The sequence below is a fragment of the Bacteroides sp. 2_2_4 genome (assembly GCF_000157055.1).
GTDB lineage: Bacteria > Bacteroidota > Bacteroidia > Bacteroidales > Bacteroidaceae > Bacteroides > Bacteroides ovatus.
Genome location: NZ_EQ973366.1, coordinates 1 through 26,563 on the forward strand (window position 1 = coordinate 1; position 26,563 = coordinate 26,563).

General features: G+C 43.3%; 20 protein-coding genes and 1 pseudogene. 1 reads left to right on the plus strand and 20 read right to left on the minus strand.

Features of this window, described 5'->3' with window-relative positions; genetic code table 11:
* Positions 1-757: 757 nt before the first annotated feature.
* The 17 genes and pseudogenes from BSCG_RS30585 to BSCG_RS06365 form a co-directional block, all read right to left on the minus strand.
* A pseudogene (locus BSCG_RS30585) lies at positions 758-1,042 on the minus strand (transposase); the annotation flags it as partial.
* 296 nt (positions 1,043-1,338) lie between these two features.
* Positions 1,339-2,538, minus strand: coding sequence for a hypothetical protein (locus BSCG_RS06440; protein WP_008016308.1), 1,200 nt, complete (start codon positions 2,536-2,538; stop codon positions 1,339-1,341).
* A gap of 243 nt (positions 2,539-2,781) precedes the next feature.
* Positions 2,782-3,786, minus strand: a complete 1,005-nt coding sequence (locus BSCG_RS06435) for an aldo/keto reductase (protein WP_004315332.1) — start codon at positions 3,784-3,786, stop codon at positions 2,782-2,784.
* A gap of 123 nt (positions 3,787-3,909) precedes the next feature.
* Positions 3,910-5,397 carry an MBOAT family O-acyltransferase gene (locus BSCG_RS06430; protein WP_008776900.1) on the minus strand — a complete coding sequence of 496 codons (1,488 nt, stop codon included), beginning with the start codon at positions 5,395-5,397 and terminating at the stop codon, positions 3,910-3,912.
* A complete protein-coding gene (locus BSCG_RS06425; protein WP_008776901.1) occupies positions 5,384-6,301 on the minus strand; it encodes an SGNH/GDSL hydrolase family protein in 918 nt (305 codons plus the stop codon). The genes BSCG_RS06430 and BSCG_RS06425 overlap by 14 nt, the downstream gene beginning before the upstream one ends.
* The gene (locus BSCG_RS06420) at positions 6,288-7,679 is read right to left on the minus strand and encodes an SGNH/GDSL hydrolase family protein (RefSeq protein ID WP_008776902.1); all 1,392 of its coding nucleotides are present in this window, start codon (positions 7,677-7,679) and stop codon (positions 6,288-6,290) included. Before BSCG_RS06420 ends, BSCG_RS06425 begins: the two co-directional genes overlap by 14 nt.
* A gap of 223 nt (positions 7,680-7,902) precedes the next feature.
* On the minus strand, positions 7,903-8,196 hold the full coding sequence (locus BSCG_RS06415; RefSeq protein WP_004313472.1) for a PG0541 family transporter-associated protein: 294 nt from the start codon (positions 8,194-8,196) through the stop codon (positions 7,903-7,905).
* 14 nt (positions 8,197-8,210) lie between these two features.
* Positions 8,211-11,369: an efflux RND transporter permease subunit gene (locus tag BSCG_RS06410; protein WP_008776903.1), complete on the minus strand. Its 3,159-nt coding sequence runs from the start codon at positions 11,367-11,369 to the stop codon at positions 8,211-8,213.
* A 114-nt stretch (positions 11,370-11,483) separates the two neighbouring features.
* Positions 11,484-12,521 carry an efflux RND transporter periplasmic adaptor subunit gene (locus BSCG_RS06405; RefSeq protein WP_008645763.1) on the minus strand — a complete coding sequence of 346 codons (1,038 nt, stop codon included), beginning with the start codon at positions 12,519-12,521 and terminating at the stop codon, positions 11,484-11,486.
* 33 nt (positions 12,522-12,554) lie between these two features.
* Positions 12,555-13,901, minus strand: coding sequence for a TolC family protein (locus tag BSCG_RS06400; RefSeq protein ID WP_008776905.1), 1,347 nt, complete (start codon positions 13,899-13,901; stop codon positions 12,555-12,557).
* 55 nt (positions 13,902-13,956) lie between these two features.
* Positions 13,957-14,607: a TetR/AcrR family transcriptional regulator gene (locus BSCG_RS06395; RefSeq protein WP_022199293.1), complete on the minus strand. Its 651-nt coding sequence runs from the start codon at positions 14,605-14,607 to the stop codon at positions 13,957-13,959.
* A gap of 349 nt (positions 14,608-14,956) precedes the next feature.
* A complete protein-coding gene (gene hutH, locus BSCG_RS06390) occupies positions 14,957-16,456 on the minus strand; it encodes a histidine ammonia-lyase (protein ID WP_004296315.1) in 1,500 nt (499 codons plus the stop codon).
* The gene (locus BSCG_RS06385) at positions 16,453-17,082 is read right to left on the minus strand and encodes a cyclodeaminase/cyclohydrolase family protein (RefSeq protein ID WP_004310872.1); all 630 of its coding nucleotides are present in this window, start codon (positions 17,080-17,082) and stop codon (positions 16,453-16,455) included. Before BSCG_RS06385 ends, hutH begins: the two co-directional genes overlap by 4 nt.
* 42 nt (positions 17,083-17,124) lie before the next feature.
* Positions 17,125-18,378, minus strand: coding sequence for an imidazolonepropionase (gene hutI, locus BSCG_RS06380; protein ID WP_004310874.1), 1,254 nt, complete (start codon positions 18,376-18,378; stop codon positions 17,125-17,127).
* A gap of 109 nt (positions 18,379-18,487) precedes the next feature.
* Positions 18,488-19,390, minus strand: coding sequence for a glutamate formimidoyltransferase (gene ftcD, locus BSCG_RS06375; protein WP_004323668.1), 903 nt, complete (start codon positions 19,388-19,390; stop codon positions 18,488-18,490).
* A gap of 165 nt (positions 19,391-19,555) precedes the next feature.
* Entirely contained in the window at positions 19,556-21,553 is a 1,998-nt protein-coding gene (locus BSCG_RS06370; protein WP_004310876.1) for a urocanate hydratase, read from the minus strand.
* A gap of 377 nt (positions 21,554-21,930) precedes the next feature.
* A complete protein-coding gene (locus BSCG_RS06365; protein WP_004310877.1) occupies positions 21,931-22,575 on the minus strand; it encodes a DUF6563 family protein in 645 nt (214 codons plus the stop codon).
* Positions 22,576-22,893: 318 nt separating this feature from the next.
* Between BSCG_RS06365 and BSCG_RS06360 the strand changes: the two genes are divergently transcribed.
* Complete coding sequence (locus tag BSCG_RS06360) at positions 22,894-24,708, plus strand: MutS family DNA mismatch repair protein (RefSeq protein WP_008776909.1); 1,815 nt, start codon at positions 22,894-22,896, stop codon at positions 24,706-24,708.
* 151 nt (positions 24,709-24,859) lie between these two features.
* On the opposite strand, the gene BSCG_RS06355 is transcribed toward BSCG_RS06360, so the two are convergent.
* The 3 genes from BSCG_RS06355 to rplQ all read right to left on the minus strand — a co-directional run bounded on the left by BSCG_RS06355 (position 24,860) and on the right by rplQ (position 26,561).
* Complete coding sequence (locus tag BSCG_RS06355; protein WP_004310879.1) at positions 24,860-25,402, minus strand: hypothetical protein; 543 nt, start codon at positions 25,400-25,402, stop codon at positions 24,860-24,862.
* Positions 25,403-25,514: 112 nt separating this feature from the next.
* Positions 25,515-25,910, minus strand: coding sequence for a hypothetical protein (locus BSCG_RS06350; RefSeq protein ID WP_004296323.1), 396 nt, complete (start codon positions 25,908-25,910; stop codon positions 25,515-25,517).
* Positions 25,911-26,057: 147 nt separating this feature from the next.
* Positions 26,058-26,561 carry a 50S ribosomal protein L17 gene (gene rplQ, locus BSCG_RS06345; RefSeq protein ID WP_004296324.1) on the minus strand — a complete coding sequence of 168 codons (504 nt, stop codon included), beginning with the start codon at positions 26,559-26,561 and terminating at the stop codon, positions 26,058-26,060.
* Positions 26,562-26,563 lie beyond the last annotated feature (2 nt).

A 26,563-nucleotide genomic window follows, 5' to 3' on the forward strand; every position in this document is an offset into this window, starting at 1 on the left:
ATCCAAATATATTAAACTCTTTTTTCGAAGTTTTTTTGAAAGAATCTGCTAAAGTGCTGAAGGATAATGATGTTGTAGAACATATTTTTTTTATCATGAGTGGATTGGGGGCGGAAACGGTACACATGAGACACATTATTATATCACACGCGGGCGCGTAGGCGCACGCAAAAGAGAAAAAGATGCAGAAGAAAGAAATAACAAAATTACAGTCGAATTACAGCTGAGAAAAAGACAACAGGAAGAAAGAGACAAGAAGATGATATAGAAAGAAAGCAAGAAAAAGAACGAAATGTAAAAAGAATACTAGGGATATACCACAAAGGGACATTACAAAAGGAGATTATTAAAGGGGATTATTAAAGGGGATGGATTAATTGGAATGGTTAATTGGGCATGACCAGCAGAATACAGGATATTCAGCGACGCAGCGCCACTAGAAATGATTTGGTTCTTAATCAAATTCCGTGCTACTTATTTATGTTCAATTACCTTATTCATGGCTATTCTGGAGTACTTTAAGATGCATATAGTTTGGATAATTTATTTGTTATTTCTAATATGCCGATATCCCTTTATCCATCGGCCTTTCAATGAGCTTTACTAGCACGGAATTTGATTAAGAACCAAATCGTTTGCAGAAGAAAAGAACAAGAGGAATCATTCACCAGGCAGGGAGATGTGTAAATTAAACTATGTATGCTTTATTCTCATTCAATCTCATCGGTCGGTGAACGGCCAGCGCCAAGGAGCAGGACTACCCGTCCCAACGGACGTAAAATTGCAACATTTTAAACCTATCTACAAATTTTATCGCCAGTTGTCGTGCACTAGCTCCCCAGTTAGCCAGTATGACATGGTCCATTTCTTACATATATTGCGATAAGCGAGGTAAAACAGTTTTTTAAGGGCGGTGTTGTTAGGGAACACGCCCTTGTTTTTTTGTCACTTTCCGTATCTGATGATGACAGTCCTCAACTGTATTTATGGTATAAATCATACGATGTATATCCGATGTGAACTGAAAGTATTCAGTAAGTTTTCCCTACGTTCATAATCCTCACATATGACATTCAGTTCTTTCAAAAGCAGAGAAATATTATTCATATTTTCTTTACCTCAAAAATTCATTTTTCGATTAAGACTACAAATAAGTTTTTCACAGTAAAATCAAACGAGAAACACTCCAGCAAAAGATCCTAAAAACAGACTTATCTCTATTATTATTGATATCCCATTTCTTGAATATTTATATTCAAATATCGGCCCAATTTGAGCCGATATTCTTAATTTAAAGGTATACGCAATATCCAACAACCTATCATTCCCAAGATAACTTTAATTGGAATTATATTCTAACCACTTCTTTATAGTTTTTTTGGTTGTTTGTTGTAATCCTTCAAGTTGGTGTGGATCATCGTTCGCATATCGTATTATCAGATTAGGATTATCTTGTAGATCTTCATACAATCTTATTGCAAAGAAATTATCCTCTTCTGTTACCATCTTCTCAATCAATAATGGAATGATTTCTTTTCCCATAGCCTTTAAATCGGCATATTGAGGTAAATTTCTTGTAGTAGCAGTGTTATTACTAAGCGAGTAATGCCATGCTTCCTTCCATTCATTAAACAGAGATTCAAACCTTGAACTATCTCTACATGTTTTTACTTTTCTAGCAATCATCATCAACTCATCCGGTGAGAAGATTATATTTTCGTGAATATCCTCACTTATTTCTTTCATTGCATTAGCATCTATTTCACTTAGACTACGGGTAGGAGAAACTGCCCCATAGGTTTCCACAGGAACTCCATACATTCCATTAGAAAACACACTTACAAGGTGCCACAATAGCCACATACGCCCCATCTTAGAATAAGGTGCCTCGCAATGGGGACTACCTCCAAGAGATGCATGCAGAGGGGTATTTCCCCAACCCCAAACTACAGGATAGTATCTTGATATTGAGGTTGCCCCTTTCATGTAATCATAAGCGGCATGATACACGGAACTCGCATTTTCATATCCATATCTTACTTGATCCCAAGTACTAAACTCTATCCACTTATTATTAAACCCCAACGAATAGGCAAAACAATTATATCCAGATGACGGATAATTCATAACAACTGTATTGGAATATTCAACTAAAGGAAACGATTTCCTTAAAGCATTCCTTTCAGCAGAAAAGAGAGGTCGTGGGAAAGAGTTCCTGATCAATTCGCGCTGTTCATCTGTTAATTGAGAATCCCAATTATCAGGAAGAATATACCCTCCCCCTGGTAGATTTGATCGTGTCTTAGCCATCGGTCCAATAATGCTATAAATATAATCCATAATTTCAAGGCTATCAAGCAAATTAACAGTTTGTATAGCCACTTCATTAGCCGGCTTTACAGATTCCTCAACGGTACTTACAATATCTTCGCTACTACAAGCAAAAATACACAACAGAGCGAATACTACAGTTAATTGCTTCATATCACAAGTATTTAAGGTGAATATTATACGAATGTATATATTTTTTTCGAGCATTCCTAACACTTTTCTGTTTTCTTACTCAATAATATTCCATTCTTTTGTTATTAAATGATATAGATGCTAGTGACTTTAAAAACCTTTTGAATATTTTAAAATAGCAGCAGCCAGAGGAGATGCAATCGCATGGTTAAATCTTGGAAATATGTATATGACTGGACAGGAGCATCCTTAAAATAGATGACTTCACCTTATCATTTTCAATAATAAGGTGAAATCAGCATACGATTCAGACTGAAATTATTCAGGTAAAATCTGTTCGATCTCTTTCAACTCATCTGCCGAGAACTCCAAATGATCCAACGCTTTTAAATTGTCGGCTAACTGGTTGACAGAGCTTGCGCCCACAATCACCGAAGTCATCCGTTCGTCTTTCAATACCCATGCCAGTGCCATTTCAGCAAGTGTTTGTCCACGTCGGAGGGCTATTTCATTCAACTGGCGGGCGGCTTCTACCTTTTCAGGCGTCACTTGCGAAAGCTGGAGAAAACCCGAAGAACGTGCGGCACGAGAGCCTTCCGGAATACCATTCAAGTATTTATCTGTCAACAGTCCTTGCGCCAAAGGAGAAAAAGCGATGAAACCGGAACCATATTCTGCTGCCAGCGGAAGTGTTTCGGCCTCCACCTCACGGTCGAACATACTATACCGATACTGGCTGATGAGACAGGGAACACCGGCTTTTGTCATCATTTCGTAGGCCATACGTGCTTGTTCGGGAGGATATTTGGAGATTCCGATATACAGCGCTTTCCCTTGTTTCACGATATCAATCAATGTCTGAATGGTTTCTTCGACCGGAGTAACTCCATCATAACGATGGCTATAAAAGATATCGAAATACTCCAACCCTGTCCGACGGAGACTTTGGTCAATGCTCGCCATCAGATTTTTACGAGAGCTATTTCCGCCATAAGGGCCAGCCCACATGTCATGTCCGGCTTTGGAAGAGATGATCATTTCATCCCGATAACCCTGGAAGTTCTCTCGCAAGATTCGTCCGAAATTGGTTTCAGCACTTCCGGGAACAGGACCGTAATTGTTTGCCAGGTCGAAATGGGTGACACCATGATCGAACGCATACTTAATCATGTCGGTTGCTACATCGAAATTGTCCACACTACCGAAGTTGTGCCACAACCCCAAAGAGATTAAAGGTAACTGCAAGCCGCTCTTGCCACAATATTTATAGGGCATCCGTTCGTAGCGTCCGGCTGCCGGCTGATAACTAAAAGAGTTTTCCATAAAACAGAATGTTTATATTTTCCTTTCACAAAGTAAGGAAAAATATTCCAATTACAGCTTTAGTCGAATATTAAAAAGAATACTCTAATTAAAAGCAGGATGCCACATTAACCATACAACCAATCAGAACTGGAAATAAATAAACGGTTGAATTTCCGAACTCTTCATCTGAATAACCAGATAAATCAAAGCGACCATCAATACTGCTTTTCCTAGGAACGGCAAACGGATCACTCCTCGACAAGCTACATTTTCCCAACTATCAGGAGCAAAATGAAGCAGGAAGCCAAGCAACATCAACGCAAATACTTTCCAATATCCTTCTAGTAATTGCGGGAACAGTTGCGGACGGAAAGTAGTGAATATCTGTCCCAGCATATCCATTGAATTCTGAAAATCGGCATTACGGAAGAAAATCCAGCAGAAGCAGACGAAATGGAAAGTGATAATCACTCCAAACACACGCCGCCAACCGTGACTTTCCTCTCCTTTCTTACGCCCGGTGATAGACATCCACATTTTATGTAATGCCAGAGCTACTCCATGAAAAGTTCCCCAAAGAACGAAGTTCCAGGAGGCACCATGCCACAGACCGCCCAAGAACATGGTAATTATCAAGTTGAGATATTGCCGGAATTTACCTTTTCGGTTTCCTCCCAAAGAAATGTATAAATAATCTTTTAACCAACTGGATAAAGATATGTGCCAACGACGCCAAAATTCCGTAATAGAGGCAGACTTATAAGGTGAATTAAAGTTGAGATTGAAATGGAAACCTAACAATAAGGCGATACCGATAGCCATGTCGCTATATCCAGAAAAGTCACAGTAAATCTGCAAAGCATAACCATAGACTCCCATCAGATTCTCAACACCGGAATAAAGAGTAGGGTTATCAAAAATACGTTCCACAAAGTTGATGCTGATATAATCGGATATGATAGCTTTCTTGAAAAGACCGGAAACGATCAGAAAAATTCCGCGCCCGAACATTTCCTGCGAGACGAATAAGGGTTTCCGGATTTGCGGAATAAAGTCGCGGGCACGCACGATAGGTCCTGCCACCAACTGGGGGAAGAAAGATACGTAAAAGGCATAGTCCAAAAGATTGGTCAATGGTTTTATGTCTCTTCGGTAAACATCAATGGTGTAGCTTAGCGACTGGAAAGTGAAGAAGGAGATACCAACCGGCAGGAATATATCGAGAGCGGTAAATTCTCCTCCCATCAATGATGCAATCACTCCACCCAGAAAATTGGTATATTTGAAATAGGCAAGAAGTCCTAAGTTAACTCCCAAACTCAAAGCGACCAATCCTTTACGTTTCCAATAGCCCTCTGCACGGTCCATTAGTTGCGCAAGGAAAAAGTCGGCAACGGTGACTATGGCAAGCAGGAAAAAATAGGTGCCGCTACTCTTATAGTAAAAATAATAGGAGAAGAGAGTAACAAACATGATACGGGCGGTGTATTTGCGTTGTAACAACACATACACCACCATGAAAGCAACGAACAACCAAAGGAAGATACCGCTGCTGAATATCATTGGCGCTTGCGGATCGTAGGTAAGTACCTCTTTCAGTCTACTGAAATCTATATCAATGGGAAACATAGTCATTATATGCTTTGATAAGTGCTTGGTATAATAAATTTCCTTGCAGGATGTATCCTTCGGGTAAATAATGTACATGATCGGGGCGCATCAGTTTTGCGTCTGTCCAGTTCGTGCAGGCACGACGCTTCCCTCCGACTACCTCATACATATCCCACACGAGCAGACGATGGTCTTTTGCATAACGACGAATGGTTTCCGCTGCTGTTGCTGTACGTGGATTGATGGCATACGTGCGTCTACGCCTTCGTTGCCGGAAACTTTCATAAGAACCGGGAGGGGTAGTCAGAAGAATAGGTACGTTAGGAAGACTGTCGTGCAACAGTTTCACCAGTTCATCCATCTGATTGTAGTGCACATTTATATTATAACGCCGGTTATGGCTTTCATTGGTTCCGAAAGAGAGAATCAACAATTCGGGCTTCAGGGCGGCAATTTCGGCAATACGATCCGGATGGGTAAAGGTAAGGCAAGTAGCTCCGTTGACGCCTTTATCTATATAAGAAACAGCACCGAAAGTTTCTGTCAAACGGGCACCGATGGTTTGAGGGTAGATATGTCCACGTACATGGCTGTCGCCAATATGAACGATACGGACTGTATCTTCGGAGAGTCCGGCACGCACCTGGCGAAGATGTTCGAAGACGGGAGCTAGCAGAGCGATACTGTCAATAATCTCATTCCGACCGGTTTCGCGGAAAGCTGAAGGGAAGGATATTTGTACAGTGATCGTATCATTCGCCCAGTTCATTTCCCGTAAAGGCTTTATAAGTTTTGCGGTCTTTCCCAGTGGAGGACATACAGGGATACGGTCTTGCGCGATTGCTTCTGCAAGGAAACAAGGAACACTCAACATACCGGCGAGAATAAGAATAAAGACAGACTGCAGATTATTCTTGCTCATAAGCACGCCTCCTGTCGTATTGTTCCTTACCATAGATCATCGTTTCATAAAGTAGTCCCGCCAAATGCTTGCCGCCACGGAAGTTTATATGCGTATAATCGTAATTTGCCATAGAAGGTTTGGCATGCACCAGTTTTGCCATGCTGCCTTCTCCGCCCATTGCTTCAAACATATTCCAAAAGGCGATGCCGCTTTCGGCTGCAATGTTCTGCTGATAACGAATCAGATTCTTCACACCGGGCATGGTACGAAGTTCACCGTTCTCGTTTTTAGAATCACGGTCGCCGACGCTCAACAACAGGATTCCTGCTTGTGGGAAACATTCTTTCAAATGCTCGATAGCTGTGAGCAGTCCTTTTTGATAGTTATCATAATTGCGTCCCCGTTCGGTAGCTACATTCAAACCATATTCGAGGATAATGAGGTCGTAAGGACGTTGGCGGTTAAACTGTTTCAACATCTGTGAAGGAATGCCCCGCAGAGAAAGACCGGAACTGCCACGCAACGAGAAGTTGTCGAGAATGATTCCTTTCTTTCCATCCATTGCCAAACCATAGAACAATGTAGAGTCTGCACGGTCTACTGTCCAACGGATAGAGCCGATGCGTCCGTCTACCTGAATTTGCTGCAATCCGTCGGAAGGGCCTAATGAATAATTCTTGTTTTCTCCTTTGTTCACACGAGCAGAAAGGAGAACGGAGTCTCTGTTATGGAAGAAGATGGAGGCACGCTGGCAAGTATCGAGCAGGGAGGCATATTTATTTTGCCCGCGCAGTTCTACATAAGCTCCGTTGCGGGGAACGAAATAATGACCGGATATGCCTTGTTTCTTCTTATCGAAATAGACGCTGTCTGTTACCGCATGACTGGACCATCCGCCAAACGTATGTCGCACCGTAGGACGGTAACCGCTTGTCATGGAAGTGATGGTAACAAAACCTACACCACAACCGCCGAATTGTTTCTGAAGCATTTCGCGTAAGTCAGCCGTAAAGATATCCGCTTCGATAAAGGAATCTCCGAATACGGCAATACGCACCTGTTTGTCATCGGAGTCATCGGAAGAGACACGGTCAAGTGCTTTATAAAAAGGAGTCATCCCCCGGAGAGTGGAATCACTGTAATCTTCAATGCAAGTCATACCTGTACGACAGGTATCTACAAAGGCAGGTTTTACAACAGGAGGCAAAGGGATGCTGTCCGAATCAGCTGCGGCAGTCTCTGATTCCGGATAACGAAGGTCGCTCAAAAGGTCTACACGCCTCATCGTGTGCCCGTCAATAGTCAGCGCCGGAAGCCAATGAAGCCCGAGTAAGACTGCAAACACAATCAGTACGAACCACAACGAATATTTCAAATAATTCTTTATTATCTCCATCTTTACAAGTAGATATAGGCACTATTTTAGTTCTTGTTTTTACCCGGTGCCGAGCTACCTCTTCCTCGGTGCCGAACCATCTCCTCATCGGTGCCGGAGGAGGCCTTCATCGGTGCCGGACATTTTCAGGCTGCAAAGATAGAGAAAAGCAATAAAAAAGAAGGGAGAATCTACATTATTTATGAGATTCTCCCTTTTTACTTATTTACATGCCGGACATCGGTCAGATCGTCCGTTCAATGTTCCACACAAATGCACGCAAACCTAATTGTTCGGTTTCCAAGTCCATTATATGCAAGGTGTCGAGCAACGGATCGACTTTGCTGTCGTCTACTACCGTCAAGATAGCCGAGCACATACTTGGCCAAGCATGGCTTCCGAAATGCGGATCGCCTGTTTTCGAACCACGTCCCTGCACTTTCTCAAGGTATGTAAAGCCACGACAACCCAAACGGTCGAGTAATGCCATGATTCGTTCGTAATAAGCCTGATCGAATGTTATCAATACTGATTTCATATTTCTTTTCTTTATTATTTCTTAATAATACTGTCTTTATTCGCCTGGAAGTAAACATCCAATTCACGTTGACGACGGAGCTTACGACGACGGTTCTTAATACCTGTTCCTGCAAATACACAATATAAAGTAGGGATCAAAATCAATGTCAAAACAGTAGAGATCGTCAAACCACCGATTACGGCAATCGCCATCGGACTCCACATTTCAGAACCCTGACCGCCACCGATAGCCATCGGAATCATACCAAGAACGGTAGTGGCAGTGGTCATCAATACGGGACGGAGACGGCTCTTACCAGCGGTTACTACAGAGTTCAACACTGCCAGTCCACGTTCGCGACAAAGGGTAATGTAGTCGATAAGCACGATACCATTCTTCACCACAATACCAATCAACATGATACCTCCCAACAAACTCATGACACTCAATGTACTGTTCGTAAAAAATAGTGCCATCAAGACACCGCTAAAAGCAAACGGCAAGGAGAACATAATAATGAACGGATAGGTCAGTGACTCGAACTGTGCTGCCATCACGATAAATACAAGCACAACAATCAGGATGGCAAGCGTTCCCAAATCGCGGAACGAATCCTGCTGGTCTTCGTATGAACCGGAAATCTGAATGGTGACATCTCCCGGAAGATCCATTTTATCTATCACCTTATTACCGGCAGCTACTACGTCGCCCAACGGAGCACCGGAGATTACTGCGGAAACGGTCACGATACGTTCGCGGTCTTTACGTTCGATGGTAGGAGGCGCGAAACGTTCGACTACCTTTCCGACGTCTTTCACACGAACGGATTGTCCTTGCGCATTGTAAATGAGAATATTTTCGAGACTCTCCAGACTTGTACGGAATTCGGGCGCATAACGCACTTTGATATCATACTCATCTCCGTCTTCACGATATTTAGATGCTACCGCACCATTGACACGATTACGCAGATAGTTACCGGCTGTTGAAAGATTCAAGCCATGCATCGCCAGTTTTTCACGGTCGAAGTCTACCTGATATTCCGGCTGGTAATCACTACGACTGATATTTACCTCGGTCACACCTTTTACTTTCAGCAATTCACGTTTCAGACGAGCGGCTACGCTATCGGTCATTGTCATGTCGTATCCGTAAACCTCAAAGTCGGCACTTGCCTGTGCGGACATACCCGTGTTACTACCACCGAGAATTACCTGTGCTTTACTGAATTCCGGATAGGCTTTCAAATCTTCACGCATCTCATCACAGACTGCTTCCAAAGTGATATCACGATCGCCCGGATCAACCAAACTGATGTTGAACGAGATAATATGCGAACCGTTGTCCTGCATAGATGCCCAAGTATTATCGGAGTCAGCCTGCCCGACGGTGTAGTTGCAGACTTTCATGATGTCTTTATATTTCGTCAGCCATTGGTTGGTTAATTTCTCCGAAAGTTCCTGTGCTATCTCTTTTCGTGTACCAATCGGAAGCTCCAACTGTACAGCAATACGAGCATTATCCTGTGCCGGGAAGAACTCCGTACCGATGCCCTTTGCACACAGCAAACTGACAATGAAGAAAGCAATACATCCCACAATAACAATCGGACGATGACGTACAGCCCAGTTCAGCATCTTCGCATACCAGGTATCGAGCCCGTCGAGCGCTTTCTCTATCGGAGTAAAGAAGAGCTTGAACATCTTCGACGGTTTCTTCTGCAAGCGAAGCAACTGGGAACAAAGCATCGGAGTTAAAGATAGTGCAGCGACCGTAGAAATAAACATGATGGCACACATCATCCAACCCAACTGTTTGAAAAGTACACCGGACATACCGCTTACCATTGTCAACGGGAAGAACACGGCAATCATAGTCAGCGTAGAAGCGATTACAGAAATTGCCACCTCATTGGTTCCGTGCACGGCTGCCTGTTTCGGATCGGAGCCACGCTCGATATGGGTCGTTACGTTTTCAAGTACCACAATCGCATCATCCACCACCATACCGATAGCGATAGAAAGCGACGAAAGCGAGATGATATTAATCGTATTTCCACTAACAGCCAGGTAAATGAACGAGGCAATCAACGAAAGCGGAATGGTGATACAGATAATCAATGTTGCACGCCAACGTCCCAGGAAAAGGAACACGACGATGACAACGAAGAGCAAGGCATAAACAACGGTTTCCGTCAAACTGTCGATGGTGTTCAAAATGTTGTCGGAGGTATCGACAATGACACCAATCTTCACGTCACTCGGCAGGTTCTTCTGAAGCCTCGGCAATGCGTCGGCCACTTTCTTGGAGATTTCTACCGAATTGGCTCCCGACTGCTTCTGAACAACAATCATAGCACCTTGCACACCATTGTTATAGGTTTCCTGTGCACGTTCTTCCACGGTATCGACAATTCGGGCTACATCACGCAAAAAGACATTTGCCCCATTATGCGTACCTACCACTACATCTGCCAACTGTCGGGAATCATCGAACTCACCTTCTACACGCAACGCGTATGTTTCGCTACCAATATCGAAGTTACCACCGGGAATGTTCTTGTTCTCGGCGCCGATAATGGAACTGATTGTTTCGATAGTCAGGTGATAGGCTTCCAGTTTATTGGGGTCGCAATAGACCTGAATCTCACGTTGCGGCGCACCACTGATAGACACGGTTCCGACTCCCGGAATACGTGCCAGCGGGTTTACCACACGGTCGTCCAATATCTTATAAAGCGCTGACTGACTTTCATTGGCCTGTACGGAAAGCAGCACGATCGGAATCATGTCCGTACTAAATTTGAAGATGATCGGATTCTCGACATCATCGGGAAGCTGCGAACTTACCATGTCGAGTTTATCACGCACATCATTGGTCAGAACGTCAATATCGTTACCAAACTCGAACTCCAATGTAATCAATGACATATTCTCGGAAGAACGGGAGGTAATATGTTTCAGGTTGCTCACCGCGTTCAACGTATTTTCGAGCGGGCGAGTCACATTATTTTCTATATCCGAAGCACTTGCTCCGGGATAAGCGGTCATTACCATGATTGTATTCGTGTCAATGTCCGGATACAAGTCGATAGGTAACTTGGACAAAGAGAAAAGACCAAAAATCACCACTGCCAGGAAGCAGAGGGAGGTCATAATCGGTTTCTTAACCGCACCTTCGTATAAACTCATGTTATTTTATTTAAAAGCCTCTCCCCGCTCCTCTCCCCAAAAGAGGGAGCCGGAAGATCGTTTTGAAATCAGGTTAATTAATAAAAGCATCGGGCGAAAGGTACTGAACACCTCTTATTTGGAAGAAGACTGGGAAGAGGCTTCCACCTCTACTTCCATACCGTTCACCAAACGTGACTGTCCGGCAACTACCACCTGTGAGTTATCCGGTACACCGGATTTCAACTCATACTCCGTACCCATGCGTCTACCCAGTTCGACCTTATTATAAGATACTTTACCGTCTTTATAAACGAATACATAACGGTCGCCGGAACCTGCCTGCTTAACGATTGCCAAATCGGGAACAACGACGTTTTCTGCTGTACCGAAGTTCAATGTCGCACGGGCAAACATTCCCGGACGCACACGCTGGTCTTTATTATCCAGTCTGATCTCTACCTGGAATGTACGGGTAGTAGCATCTATGGTAGGGTAAATCAGATTGATGGTTCCTGTAAATACTTCATCGCCATATACATCGAGTTTCACATCGACGGGGGTACCTTTTTTCACTTTCGTGAAGTAGGTTTCGGACACGTTAATCAGGAGTTTCACCGGAGTGATCTGTTCTACTACAAGTACGGGTTCTCCACCGCTGTACATATCGCCATTATCATAGTTGCGTGCAGTGACCACACCGTTGATAGGGCTTTGCAAAGAGGTATTCTCCAGCAGATTCTTATAAGCGGTTTTCTTCACATCGAGTTGCATCTTCGAAGCATCCCACTCTGATTTGGACGCACCGCCCACTTTATATAATTCGTCGATACGGTTGAATTCTATTTCCTGATTATCTAGTTGCAGCTTCGTCTGTTTCAGGTTGGCTGCATCCATCTGCACAAGTTTCTGGCCTTTGGATACGCGGTCGCCCACTTCCACAAAAATCTGGTCAATACGTACGGGAGACGAAGGGGCTATATTATTCTTTACTTCAGCTTCCACCGTCGCTGTGTAATCTTGTATTTGATCTACGGGACGGGCTTTTACGTCTGCCAGCTTCACAATGGGCTTCGCGTCCACATGTTCCGCAGCCGCTTTGTCTTTTCCACCTGTACATGAGCCCATAAACACAGTTAACAGCAGGGCTACCAATTGGATACTTCTTTTCATATTCCTTAATTGTAATTTTTTAGTTGTCTATCTTTATTCTTTTCCCAGAACCTGATCGAGGTCTGCCTTAGCAACCAGGTAATCGTATATGGACTGATTATAGGTGAGTTGCGCCTGTGTCAGCGACACTTGGGAACTGTTCAGTTCGAGCACCGTGCCCTTACCTACATCATAACGTTTTTCGGCAATCACTACCGCTTTCTTTGCCTGCATCACATTTTCCTTGTTGCTGACTACCTGCTCTGTGCTGGCACTCATATTATTGCGACAACTGACAATCTGCATATTCAATTGTCTTTCCGTATCGATACGGTTCCAATCGAGCTGGCGCATCTGTATACGGGCGGATTTCACTTTCGTAAAGTTACTTGCCTTATATAAAGGTATACTAAGATTGAACATCAGGCTGGAACTGTTGCTCCAGTTGTAATTGAAAAAATTGATATTCGGATTATACAGTGATTGATATTGATAGGAGAAACTCATTGAAAGAGTCGGCATAAAGTTTGTCTTTAAAGACTTTACGTTCTTTTCAAGCAACTTCATGTTCAAGTCCAACTGCTTCATGGTGGTATTGTTGTCCAGATTTACATTTTCTTCTCTCAACTGGTTGGCAAACATCGCCGTCTCATAGTTGGTCAGACTATCGTTAATCTTTATCTCCACATCGGCTGTGATGCCCATCAGGACTTTCAACTGCAACTTAGCCAAAGTCACCGCATTAGCTGCCGAAATCAAGTTCGGTTTAATACTGCGCATCTGCACTTCCGCACTGATCTTGTCATATTCGCTCACGGTTCCCTGCTGATATTTGGCATTCACTACATTGTAGTTATCTTCTGCCAGCTTATAACTGCCTTGAAGCACTTCATAGCTGTCCTGCGCAAGCATCAACTGATAATAAGCCTTGCTCACCTGATTCACGAGATCCAGTTTGGAAGCGCGTGACTTCTCTACTGCCAGTTCAATATCCGTCTTTGTCATCGACATGGCACGATAAACGCCCGGCACAAAGAGTGGCAGATTAATACTCAACCCTGCATTCGCGGTGTTCGTACCGTCTTGTCCCATCTTGAACGACATATCGTTCAATTTCATTTCAGCCGCTTTAATGGTATGGTCTACTGAACCGGCAATACTAGCCTCCGGCAACAGACTTTGCCAGGCTTCTTTGCTGGCAACTTTCTTTAATGCAACTTCTTCTTCTGCCACTTTTATTGTCGGATTCTCATCCAATGCAATTTCCAGGGCTTTGTCTAAGGTTAAGGTTAGTATATTCTTCTCCGCCTGTGTGTCCTGCGCCTTTGCAAAACCAAATGCACAGAGTGCCACAGCTACCAGAAGAATCTTCTTACCTGCCAATCTTTTCATCTTGTTCATAAACTGAATTTCTAATTTAATCTTACTTGTTTGTCAATAAAACCTCACTCTTGCTCTAATCTGCGATGCGGTTCTTACGATATTCTTGTATAAAGTCTTCCAGTACCTTTGCTCCTTTTTCGGTGGAGATGCCGCGTATATAAGTAAACATGATGGATTCGTACACTTCAATGAAAGGATATTCATTGCAGATATCCGTATTCAGAAGTACGTCAAACTGCTCTCGTACCAGCAAATTAACGATAGCGAAGTTCACATCCGGACGAAAGATACCCTGCTCTACTCCCGTCTTGAAGAAGGACATCGTTTTCTGCGAATCGCTGTCCTGCCGATTCTTCATCATCTCATATACTTTGGGATATTTCTTAATGTCTTCAAAAAAGCGTTTGTTCGTCTGATGAAACATCTCAATGCTTTTCTGAAAGACTGCAAGTATCACTTCCAACACATTGTGCGACTGTTCAAAGACTTTCTGCAAATACTTGTCTCTGTCTGCCTGTGCCTTCAGTATGCATTCTTTCAACAACGATTCTTTATCCGAAAAGACTTCGTAGAGCGTACGTTTGGAAATTCCTAATGCTGCTGCAATGTCATCCATTGTAATACTCTTGATGCCTTTTGAAGTAAAAGCTTCTGTTGCCGCCGTTATGATCCGTTCTCTTAACTCTACCCGTTGGGAAGCGTCCTTTCCATGCTCTGTCATCATCCGTTTTTCTATTTTATTAAAATGCAGTTTTCGTTTTCTCTTCATTTCCAAAGGAAAAACGGAACAAAGATATATAGAAAACTCAATTAACAAATTAAGTTTCCAGCTATTTATAGTCCATTTGGGATTTATTATCATTCAATAGAGTGAAATGAAAACAAGTGTTAATAGGAAATTTGGAACAAACACAAAGGAAAGGTAAAAGGAGGGAATATAGGAAGTAAAGTTTTATCGCTAATAGAAGAGATGGGAGCCAATAAATGCCGGATAAATATCGATAAGAATCGACACTTACCCGGCAATAACAGTCACCATTATTAACGAAAAGCAAAAAAGGGTCAATTTATTGTCAGTATTCAATCTGTGTCCTCTTCAGGAAGGCGACTGTTTTATGTATTTCCTTGTACATCACAATGTCATCTTTTACAAAAGGCACTTCTTTCCGATAGGCATGGAGGAAACGCTCAAGAACGGGAGAGGTTTTCTGCGGGCGGCGGAAGTCGATGCCTTGTGCGGCGTTCATCAGTTCGATGGCAAGGATATGTTCCAGGTTGTCCATCACTTTATAGAGTTTGGTGGCGGCATTGGCACCCATGCTTACATGGTCTTCCTGTCCGTTGGAGGAGACTATGGAATCGCTAGAAGCTGCATAGCAGTACATTTTATTCTGGCTGACCATGGAGGCGGCGGCATACTGGGGAATCATGAAGCCGGAGTTCAGACCGGGGTTGGCTACGAGAAATTCAGGTAGTCCACGGAGTCCCATAATCAGTTGGGAGACACGGCGTTCGGAGATATTTCCCAATTCGGCCAGGGCGATGGCGAGGAAGTCATAAGAGATGGCAAGCGGTTGCCCGTGAAAGTTTCCACCGGAGATGATCCGGTCTTCATCGGGGAAGATGGTGGGGTTGTCCGTGACGGAATTGATTTCGGTCAGCAGTACGGAGGCAACGTAGCGGATGGCATCTTTGGTGGCGCCATGTACTTGTGGGATGCAGCGGAAGGAATAGGGATCTTGCACATGTTCCTTGTGGCGTTCGATTAGTTCGCTGCCTGCCAGTAGTTTGCGGAAGGCTTCGCCTGTCTCAATCTGTCCCTGATGGGGACGGATTTGCTGGATGCAGTCCATAAACGGGTCGATACGGCCGTCAAAGGCTTCGAGGGAAAGGGCGGCTATCAGGTCGGCCTTTTTCGAGAGGCGAAAGGCTTTGAGCATAGCAAACACACCGTTGGCACTCATAAATTGGGTGCCGTTCAGCAGGGCTAGTCCTTCTTTGCTCATTAGTTTGACCGGTTCCCAGCCAAACTCGTCGAGTACGCTGATGGCTTCGCACTTTTTTCCTTTATAGTAAACATCACCGACACCTATCAGAGGAAGGAAAAGATTGGCGAGCGGTGCCAGGTCGCCGGAGGCTCCAAGGGAACCGCGGTCGTAGACAATTGGCATGACGTCATTATTGAAAAAATCGAGGATGCGTTGCACGGTGATAACTTGTACGCCGCTATGTCCCAATGAGAGGGCGTGGGCTTTGAGAAGCATCATCAGTTTGATGATGACGGGGCGGATTTCTTCGCCTACGCTGCAAGCATGGCTTTTTATCAAGTTCTCCTGGAGGGTTCCCAGTTCATCGGGAGATATATTTTTAGTGCATAGAGAGCCGAAACCTGTTGTTATGCCGTATAATGGTTCTTCGGAAGAAGCTATTTTTTGGTCGAGGTAGTCACGGCATTTCTGGATGCGTAACTTGGCTTCGGGGGCTAGTTCCAGTTTCAGGTTTTCGTTTATAATTCGTTCGATGATTTCGAAGGTCAGTGCTCCGGAACCGATATGGTATACATTCTTACTCATACGCGCAGGTCTTGATTTACGGCATCCAACAATTCTTTTTCTCTCTGACAGGCGGTTTGCTCGATGGCATCGGCTTCGGTTTGCAGCTGGAGGACAAAATCTCTGTCTTTGAGCGAACCGAGGTTAATACGAACATTCAGCAAGGCTCCCAATACGGCGGAACGGGCAGACATCATGGCTACACAGGCGTCTGTGACGGCATTACGGTTACCCAAACGGGCAACATCTGCTATGACGGACATCATATCCAGTGCTTTGCGGGCTACTTCTAACGGGACGAGGGCAGCTTGTTTGGTTGCTTCCTGAATGGCGGCACTTCGGACAGCTTTCTCTTCGTCGGTTGTTTTAGGAAGTTTGAAGCAGGCAAAGACTTCGTTGTAGGCAGCGGAATCTTTATCAATAAGTGCAATAAATTCGTCCAGTAAGCGGAGTGTGATTGTTTGTGCGTGTTGCATTACTTCTTCACTGGCTTCGTATCCTTTTTTTCCTACGGTGAGCCGTGCCACCATCGTGGAAAGCGCGGAAGCCAGTGCTCCATTCAAAGCGGCAATACTGCCACCACCGGGCACAGGGTCACTGCAAGCTACTTTATCTAAGAAATCTTTTACGGTTAAATCTGCTAACATGGTATTCAGTTTTAAGTGATTAATGAATGAGTGGGGTAACTATTAAGCGACGGGATATAACATGCCGCCTTTAATAGTCATGATTACACAGTTCATGCCTATATAATAAGGTAGAATATGATAGTTGTCGGAATTGAGAATGATGAAATCGCCTTGTTTGCCAACTTCGATACTTCCAATACGGTCGGCTCGTTGAAGGGCGGCGGCTCCGTTCAGGGTCAGGGCGGTGATGGTTTCTTCGATGCTCATTTGCATATAGATGCAGGCCAAAGCAATGGTCAGCGGGATGGAACCGGAGAAACAACTGCCGGGATTCAGGTCGGTAGCGAGTGCCACAGCACAACCGGCGTCAATCATTTCACGACCTCGTGCGTAGGGTTCTTTCAGGGCAAAAGCTGTCAAAGGCAACAGGGTAGCCACAACTCCGGCATCAGCCATTGCACGGATGCCGGCATCGGAAGCATGCAGGAGGTGGTCAGCAGATAGTGCTCCCAGTTCGGCTGCCAGTTCGGCCCCACCGAGGGAAACGATTTCATCAGCATGGAGTTTCAATATGAAACCGTGCTCCTTGGCTGCCTGAAGCAGGCGACGGGATTGTTCGATAGAAAAAACACCTTGTTCGCAAAAGACATCACAACATTCTGCCCACTTACCGGAATGGATAAGGGGAAGCATTTCACGAATCAGGAAGTCGATGTATTCGTCGCTTCTCCCTGCATATTCTTCGGGAAGGGCATGGGCGCCGAGGAAAGTGGAGACTATATCGACGCGTTTATGCTCAGCGTTATTCAGGCTGCGCATTACTTTTAGTTGTAGTAATTCTGTGTCCCGGTCCAGGCCATAGCCACTTTTACCTTCTACGGTGGTTACTCCCATAGTACTCATCTTCTTCAGGAAGCTTTCGGCGGCTGAACGAAGTTTAAGGTAGTTCATTTGCCGGGTGGCTTTTACGGTACTTGCAATTCCCCCTCCCCGCTCCATGATTGACATATAGCTTTCGCCTTTCAGACGCCAGGAGAATTCTTCGGAACGTTCTCCACCAAATACAAAATGGGTATGGGAATCGACGAAACCGGGTAAAAGGCAATGTCCGCGAGCGTTATAATGCCAATAGTGCTGGTAGTAACCATCCCGGTCTTCACCACGGTTTTCACCAACGTAAGTAATGATTCCTTTGGTCACTTCCACGGTTCCGTTTTCTATGATTTGCAGTTGAGACATTTCCTCTCCTTTACGGGCGGAAAAGCCGATGGGGGTTACGATACGGGCGTTAAATATGATTAGGTTTTCACTCATAAATAGTTCATCATAATTAGTTCATATAATAAATGGAGATATGAATAGCACGTTTTTTAGAATGATGTTTGCCATAAAGCAATTGTGATTCATTTTATTTTCTTATTGACTATTCCATGATACGAGCTTCGAGAACTTGCTGCATGGTAAAGTTTTCGAGTCCGAGATAGTAGGAAGCGGTATCAATCAAAGCTTCCATCGGTACAAGGCCGATTATTTCGCTACCTACAATCGTAACACCGTAACGACGGGCTTCGATACGTACTAATTCGAAGGCACGGTAAAGTGCGGTACGGGTATAGTCGGTCATGTTAATGGATACTTGGGTAATGTTTCGCTCTTTCAGTTCCACCCCCATTGCTTTTACATAACGAAGTCCTCCATTGATATGGCGGATACTTTTCGCAATCTTAGTGGCTATCTCCAGATTATCTGTACTTAGATTAATATTGTAGGCTACGAGTGGCATACGGGCTCCGATTGCTACGGTACCTGCGGTCGGATGTCGTTCAGCAGGTCCGAAGTCAGGTTGCCATTCGGGTAGTTTGATCTTTTCGGCCATTCCTTCAAATTCACCTTTACGAACGGAGGCGAGATTTTCCCGATGTGGCGCAGTAGCGGACTTTTCATACAGGAAGACGGGAAGATTATATAGCTCCGCAACTTTCGCTGCTACTTTTTTAGAGAGTTCGATGGCTTCTTCCATACTGGTATTCTTAATCGGGATGAAAGGGATCACATCTACCGCTCCCATACGAGGATGTTGCCCGGTGTGCTGATTCAGGTCGATCAAACAGACAGCTGCACCGACGGCTTCAACTATTGCTTCATACAGTGCTTCCGGTTCTCCCACAAGTGTGACGACCAGACGATTATGGTCTTCATCATTACTATAATCAAGCAGTTTTACTCCGGCTTTAGCACGGAAAGGGGCTACTATCTGATCTATTTTCTCCAAATCACGTCCCTCGCTAAAATTGGGGACGCATTCAATAATCTTATTCCAACTCATACCAAATATCTATTATTATAGAGGTTATACTTTACTGAATAACTATATGTTTTACATCAAATAGCCACATGGTTTATTCAAAATAACCGCATGTTTAAACTGTTCCATATATTGTGGGAATTTACTCCCTCATATTATGGGAATGTTTTCTCTTATATTGTGAGACTACTTTCCCACAATAGATGTAACCATCTTCTTTATTAATTCTTCGTCCGCCACATACGGCATTGTTATCTGATAATCTCCAGCATGGGACTCATTAAATGCCTCACTCGTTTCCATCGCATGCGGATTACGCGCCCACGAACGGCGGGCTACTCCTCCCATTACGTCCCAAAGCATTGCCGAACGAAGTATTTCATCTACCCGTTCGCTACCGTCGCATACCATACCAAAACCGCCATTGATTGCTTTACCAATGCCGACGCCACCTCCATTGTGTAAGGCTACCAGACTCATTCCACGGGCACAATTTCCGGCAAAACATTGCACAGCCATATCTGCCATCACATTACTTCCGTCTTTGATATTCGACGTCTCCCGGAAAGGAGAATCCGTACCGCTTACGTCGTGATGGTCTCGTCCCAGCATAATAGGGCCTACTTCACCCCGGCGAACCATCTCATTGAAACGGAGGGCAATGTTCATTCTCCCAACTGCATCCTGATACAGAATACGTGCCTGTGTACCCACCACGAGCTGATTCTTTTCTGCATTATGTATCCAATTGTAGTTGTCAAGATCCTGTCCGCGCCGGTTGACGTCGATACATTCCATAGCCGCATGGTCTGTTTTTATCAGATCTTCGTGTTTGCCACTCAAGCAAACCCATCTGAACGGACCGTAGCCGTAGTCAAAGAGTTGGGGTCCCATAATATCCTCGACATAACTTGGCCAGATAAATCCGTCTTTTTCATCAACACCATTATAGGAGATTTCTTTTACTCCGGCATCGTATATGGCTTTCATAAAAGAATTTCCATAATCAAAGAAATAAGTTCCGCGGGCTACCAATTTCTTGATGACTTCGAAATGACGGCGCAGAGATATGTCTACCAAGTGACGGAATTGCTCCGGCGATTCGTGAAGAAGGCGTGTGCGTTCCTCGAAAGTCAGTCCGGCTGGGCAGTATCCGCCTTCGTAAACGGCGTGACAGGAGGTTTGATCGGATAATAGTTCGATCAAAATCTTTTCGCGCTCGGCATATTCGAGCAGGTCTACTATATTTCCATGATAGGCAATGGAACAAGGTTCACGACGTCGCATTGCTTCAGTTGCCATCCGGTATGCTTCTATGATATCTGCAGTCACATGCCCTACCCATCCCTGGCGGTAGCGTGTTTCAATGCGTGAACGATCTACTTCGGCTATGATGGAGACTGCTCCTGCTATTTCGGCTGCTTTAGGTTGTGCACCACTCATTCCTCCCAAACCGGAAGAAATAAATAAGTGTCCCCGCAAATCTTGGTCTTGTGGAATTCCGAGTTTCAATCGTCCGGCATTCAGGAGGGTGTTGAAAGTGCCATGCACAATGCCTTGAGGACCGATATACATCCAACCACCAGCTGTCATCTGTCCGTAATTGGCAACTCCCATCTGGGCGGCAATATGCCAATCATGTTGATTGTCGAATTGTCCGATCATCATCGAATTGGTAATTATAACGCGGGGAGCATCGGGACGGGAGCGGAAAAGCCCCAATGGATGTCCGGATTCAATAACCAGTGTCTGTTCCTGGGTAAGTTCTTCCAGATATTGCTTAATCAGTCGATATTGCATCCAATTTTGGCAAACTTGCCCGGTTTCACCATAAGTAACAAGTTCGTAGGGATATAAGGCTATATCGAAGCAAAGGTTATTGTCAATCATTACCTGAAAGGCTTTGCCTTCAATACATTGCCCCTGATATTCATCAATCGGCTTTGCTTTCAAGTCTCCGGCAGGACGGAAACGGTATCCGTAAATCCGCCCGCGAGTGCGTAGTTCTTCCATAAATTCAGGAGCCAGTTGTTCGTGCCACTCGGAGGGAATATAACGCAAAGCGTTTTTTAAAGCTGTGATGGTCTGCGCCGGGGTAAGTGTATAACCACGGTCGGGAGCTCTCCGGATACCTTCTACAAAATCCGGATAAGGAGGTAGCGTGTTGCCAAGAGTTATTCTCATAATAAACAGAATTAAGGATTACAAACTGTAAGCAATACAGTCTTATAACTCTTCGCAATATAGAAAAAAAGAAGATAAAAGACAAGAGAAATAACAGATTTATTATCAGAAAGGCATTATTACATTTACTGCTTAATAGAATGGTAAGATACAGGCAATGTCAGGAGTCTCTTATGCTTTTATACAGATACAAATGCAGGTCTTTTATCCAAACGGACTAATAGGGCTTTTATTAAAATGGATAGCGGATTTTTCCATTAAATCAAAGCCATGAGTTCTGTGTTATTTGCATAATCCGCACCCTAATCATATCACTATGACCATGATTGTATTATGAACATACTCTTTCTCTGCTATACCAACAGAGATCGACAAAATTACTTTTTTTGTTTATTCCGCAACTCCAACAAATATTTAAAGGTATGCTTCGCCTCCTGACTATCATCTTTCAAATATGCCTGTTTCAGTTCCGGATAATTCTCCAATAATTGAAGCATTTTATCTTTTCCTAGAAAATCGACTTTTCCTGTTTCACCATTTAGCTCATAACAGACGCGTTTCGTAACCAAACTTGAAGCGGCAAGAGCATCGCCAATATTCCCTCCCAGTTTTACGTCATCCTCTTCTACAAAGTTTCCTCCGATAACCGAGCCTAGAGGCATGGCACAAAAATAGATATTTTTACCCAATTGAACGGCAGGGGCATACCATGCTCCAAAGCGTAACTTTTTATAGCGCAACTTACGACAATTCAAATATAAATCTCCTTTTTCGTCACGCACGGCAAAACAACGCTTCTTCAAGCGTCGACACATCAACTCGTCATCACCGGCCGTTATCCGGTAATCAGCCCCTCCTGTCAATACAATCTGATTTCTGGAACGTTTTTCTACACGCAACACGGCTGTGGTATCACCATGTTGAGCCAGCAACTCTTTCAGGTTGGAATAAATAATATTCTGCGCAATTAACGGAAGGCTAATCACGCTTATCAGCAAACATAAGATACATCCTTTCTTCATAAGCATCCTCCTTTCCTGTCTAACGCCTTTTCGAGTGGAAAGTTATAAATTTTAGCGGATAAATGCAAGAATGAGAAAAGAAATATTGAAAAAAAGCTGCTATCAGGAAATGCCCCCTACTCTTATTAAACGGAAACAGAACTTATATACCCCATTCCTTACAGCTAATAAAGGCATTATCCAAACAAGTCATAATATGAGCTTGTTATTCCTTTCTATCTTCCGTTAATAAACAGTAAATCTGCTCTCGACAAAAACAAGCTCTTATCCCGACCGTCATGAATTATATTACCTTTGTGGAAAAGAATTAAATTTGTCATGGAAAAACAAGAACAGATCATTACTACATATCAGCAAATCATTCAGAAAACAGAACTGGAGTTACAGAATGCACGGAAACGTATCTATTATATCAGTCTTCTCCGCCTGATCTTATTCGTAGGAGCTGTAGCAAATGCTATTATCTTTTGGTCTGATGGGTGGCTATGTCTCTCTGCTTTCGCTATCTTACCTTTTATCTTATTCATCTGGCTGGTAAAACGCCATAATTTCTGGTTCTACCGAAAAGACTTTCTGAAAAAGAAAATAGAAATCAATGAGCAGGAGCTACGCGCCATGCAATATGACTTTTCTGATTTTGATGATGGAAAAGAATTTGTTAATCCATCTCATCTCTACACTCTTGATTTAGACGTATTTGGCGAACATTCTCTTTTCCAATACATCAACCGCACTGCAACGCCTATTGGCAAACAGCATCTTGCAAGCTGGTTCAATGCACATCTGGAAAACAAAGAAGCTATTGAACATCGCCAGGAAGCTATACATGAATTGTCCACAGACCTAGAATATCGCCAACAAATCCGCTTGCTCGGCTTACTCTATAAAGGAAAACCTGCCGATACCACCGAAATCAAAGAATGGGCAAACAGTCCAAGTTATTATCGGAAGCGTACGCTTCTACGCATCCTCCCGACAGCGGTAACGATCATTAATTTCTTATGTATAGGTCTAGCCATTTTAGGTATTATCTCGGCCAGTATTGCAGGAGGAGTGTTTGTTGGCTTTGTATTATTCAGCACTATTTTTTCTAAAGGAATCACTAAACTACAAACGACCTACGGAGAAAAGCTACAAATTCTTTCGACATACGCTGACCAGATTCTTCTCACTGAACAGAAAGAAATGCAAAGTCATATACTGCAAAAGTTAAAAACGGAACTTACAAGTCAGAATCAAACCGCTTCTCAAGCAGTACGCCAGCTTTCAAAACTGATGAACGCGCTCGATCAACGAAGCAATCTGCTAATAAGCACGATACTCAATGGACTGATATTCTGGGAGCTGCGCCAAGTGATACGAATCGAGAAGTGGAAAGAAATCCACGCATCTGACCTTCCCCGCTGGATAGAAACCATCGGAGAAATTGACGCTTATTGTTCTCTGGCAACATTCGCATATAATCATCCGGATTACATCTATCCTACCATTGCTGCTCAATCTTTCCATCTGCAGGCTGAAGCTTTGGGGCATCCTTTAATGGATCGCAACAAATGTGTACGCAACGGAATAGACATTGAAAGACGTCCTTTCTTTATTATTATCACAGGAGCCAATATGGCAGGAAAAAGCACGTATTTACGTACTGTAGGAGTGAATTATCTACTAGCATGTATAGGGGCTCCCGTTTGGGCAAAGCGGATGGAAATATATCCGGCTCGCCTCGTCACCAGCCTTCGAACCAGTGACTCCTTAGCCGACAACGAATCTTATTTCTTTGCCGAACTCAAGCGACTTAAATTAATCATAGACAAGCTTGAAGCAGGAGAAGAACTTTTCATCATCCTTGATGAAATATTGAAAGGTACAAACTCTATGGATAAACAGAAAGGTTCTTTCGCCCTCATCAAACAATTCATGCACATGAACACCAATGGCATCATCGCCACTCATGACTTGTTGCTAGGAACTTTAGTGGACTCTTTCCCACAAAATATCCGGAATTACTGTTTCGAAGCTGACATCACGAACAACGAACTCACCTTCTCTTACCAAATGAGAAACGGAGTTGCGCAAAATATGAATGCCTGCTTTTTAATGAAGAAAATGGGGATCGCCGTCATTAACGACTAATCCCCATCCTTGTATGAAAATCAAAGTTTTCTATTGCAGTAACATCCAAAACCTGCTTTATTTAGTAGCAGCAAACTGAATATAAAATTTCAAGCTACCTGTTTTAATGTGTCGGAAAAAACAAAGTTAAACAGGTTTTGTAGATATACTTTTACTGCATTTTACTTTTTGCCAGAAATGCTATTACCGCTGAAGCTTGTTCATCAGTGAAATACTGCACTGATGTTATTGGCTGATATGTATAAGGTATAAACTGGAATAACTGTACAGCTGCAAACTTTTTATCAGCAGAAAGTATCACATCCATACGTATATTACCACTAGCCTCACTCTTTATATTCGAACCTGCAGAGAATGAACCCGAATTCACAAGATTCCTCAAAGCATCCATGTGTTTCAAATCAAAGAATATACTATGCTCTTTAGCCACACTTTTGGTTGGCAAATAAATAACTTCTTTTGATTTCCAGAAGAGACGGAAAATCCCCATAAGGAATAAACCTGTTCCCAGAACCATCAAAGCCATACTAACCGTAGAAGACTTATCTTCCAATTCGAAAGTAGAAGCAAAAGCTAAAATACCGACCAATAACATTACAGAAGAAATTAAAACTCCTGAAACACTTGTACGTTTTGCGATATCGGGGTGTGAAGATGCGAAGATAGTAGCATCAATCGTTTGAGTAGTTGCCATAATATTTAAAGTTTAAATTATTAGTAAAAATATAAAGATAAAAAGGATATAGTCACCGGTATTACAGAAGATACCAGTAACCACAAAATAAACAATACCAATAAATATACTACTAAATAATTATACGCCTCAAAGTATATACATAGTATTCACTTGATGGCTGGCAATAATAGGAAGTTGTTGTACCATAAATCCGCCCCCAGTGTTGTGAAAGTGAATTATCACGATCAGCACAACATTGTAGCGCATTTTTTAAAGAAAAGAAATATTCTCCAAGTTGTACACGTTGAATACGTGTTACAGATATCTGATGGCTTTGCAAGTTGTTCAGTTCAGCCACTGGCTTACCAGGAAGATCCGGTGCGCTGATTTCCCCATGCTGTCTCATTGCATATGTAATAGCACGCTCCTGTTCATCCACCACTTTCGCAGTAGAAACATTGCCTGCTATGCTATGAAAAGCAACAGTCAGCAACAGAAACAATATTACCTTTACAAATTTTGCCATATTCACCTGCAAATATAACAGATTCTCTCTATGAAAAGTTCTATTAAGATATATTTTAATGTATCTTAGTATTAGTAAACGGCAGACAAACAAAAAAGGCTACCTGTGAGGGTAGCCTTTTTTATATCTATAAGAATAACTGTAAAATTATTCAGCTGATTCAGCTTTTGGTTCTTCAGCCTTAGGAGCTTCAGTTGCAGGAGCTTCAACAGCAGCAGGAGTAGCTTCAGCAGCTTTCTTCGAACGACGAGTACGAGTAGCTTTCTTAGCAACTTTTTCCTTAGCCATGTTTTCATTGTAGTCAACCAACTCGATGAAGCACATTTCTGCATTGTCACCCAAACGGTTACCAGTCTTGATAATACGAGTATAACCACCCGGACGATCAGCAATCTTAACAGAGATTTCTTTGAACAGCTCTGTTACTGCAATCTTATCTTGCAAGTTGCTAAATACAACACGACGAGAGTTCGTAGTATCTTCTTTAGACTTAGTAATCAAAGGCTCAACAAACTTTTTCAAAGCTTTCGCCTTTGCAACAGTCGTAGTGATTCTTTTGTGCTTGATCAAAGAGCAAGCCATGTTAGATAACATAGCGCTTCTATGAGAAGCAGTACGACCTAAATGATTGAATTTTTTATTATGTCTCATTT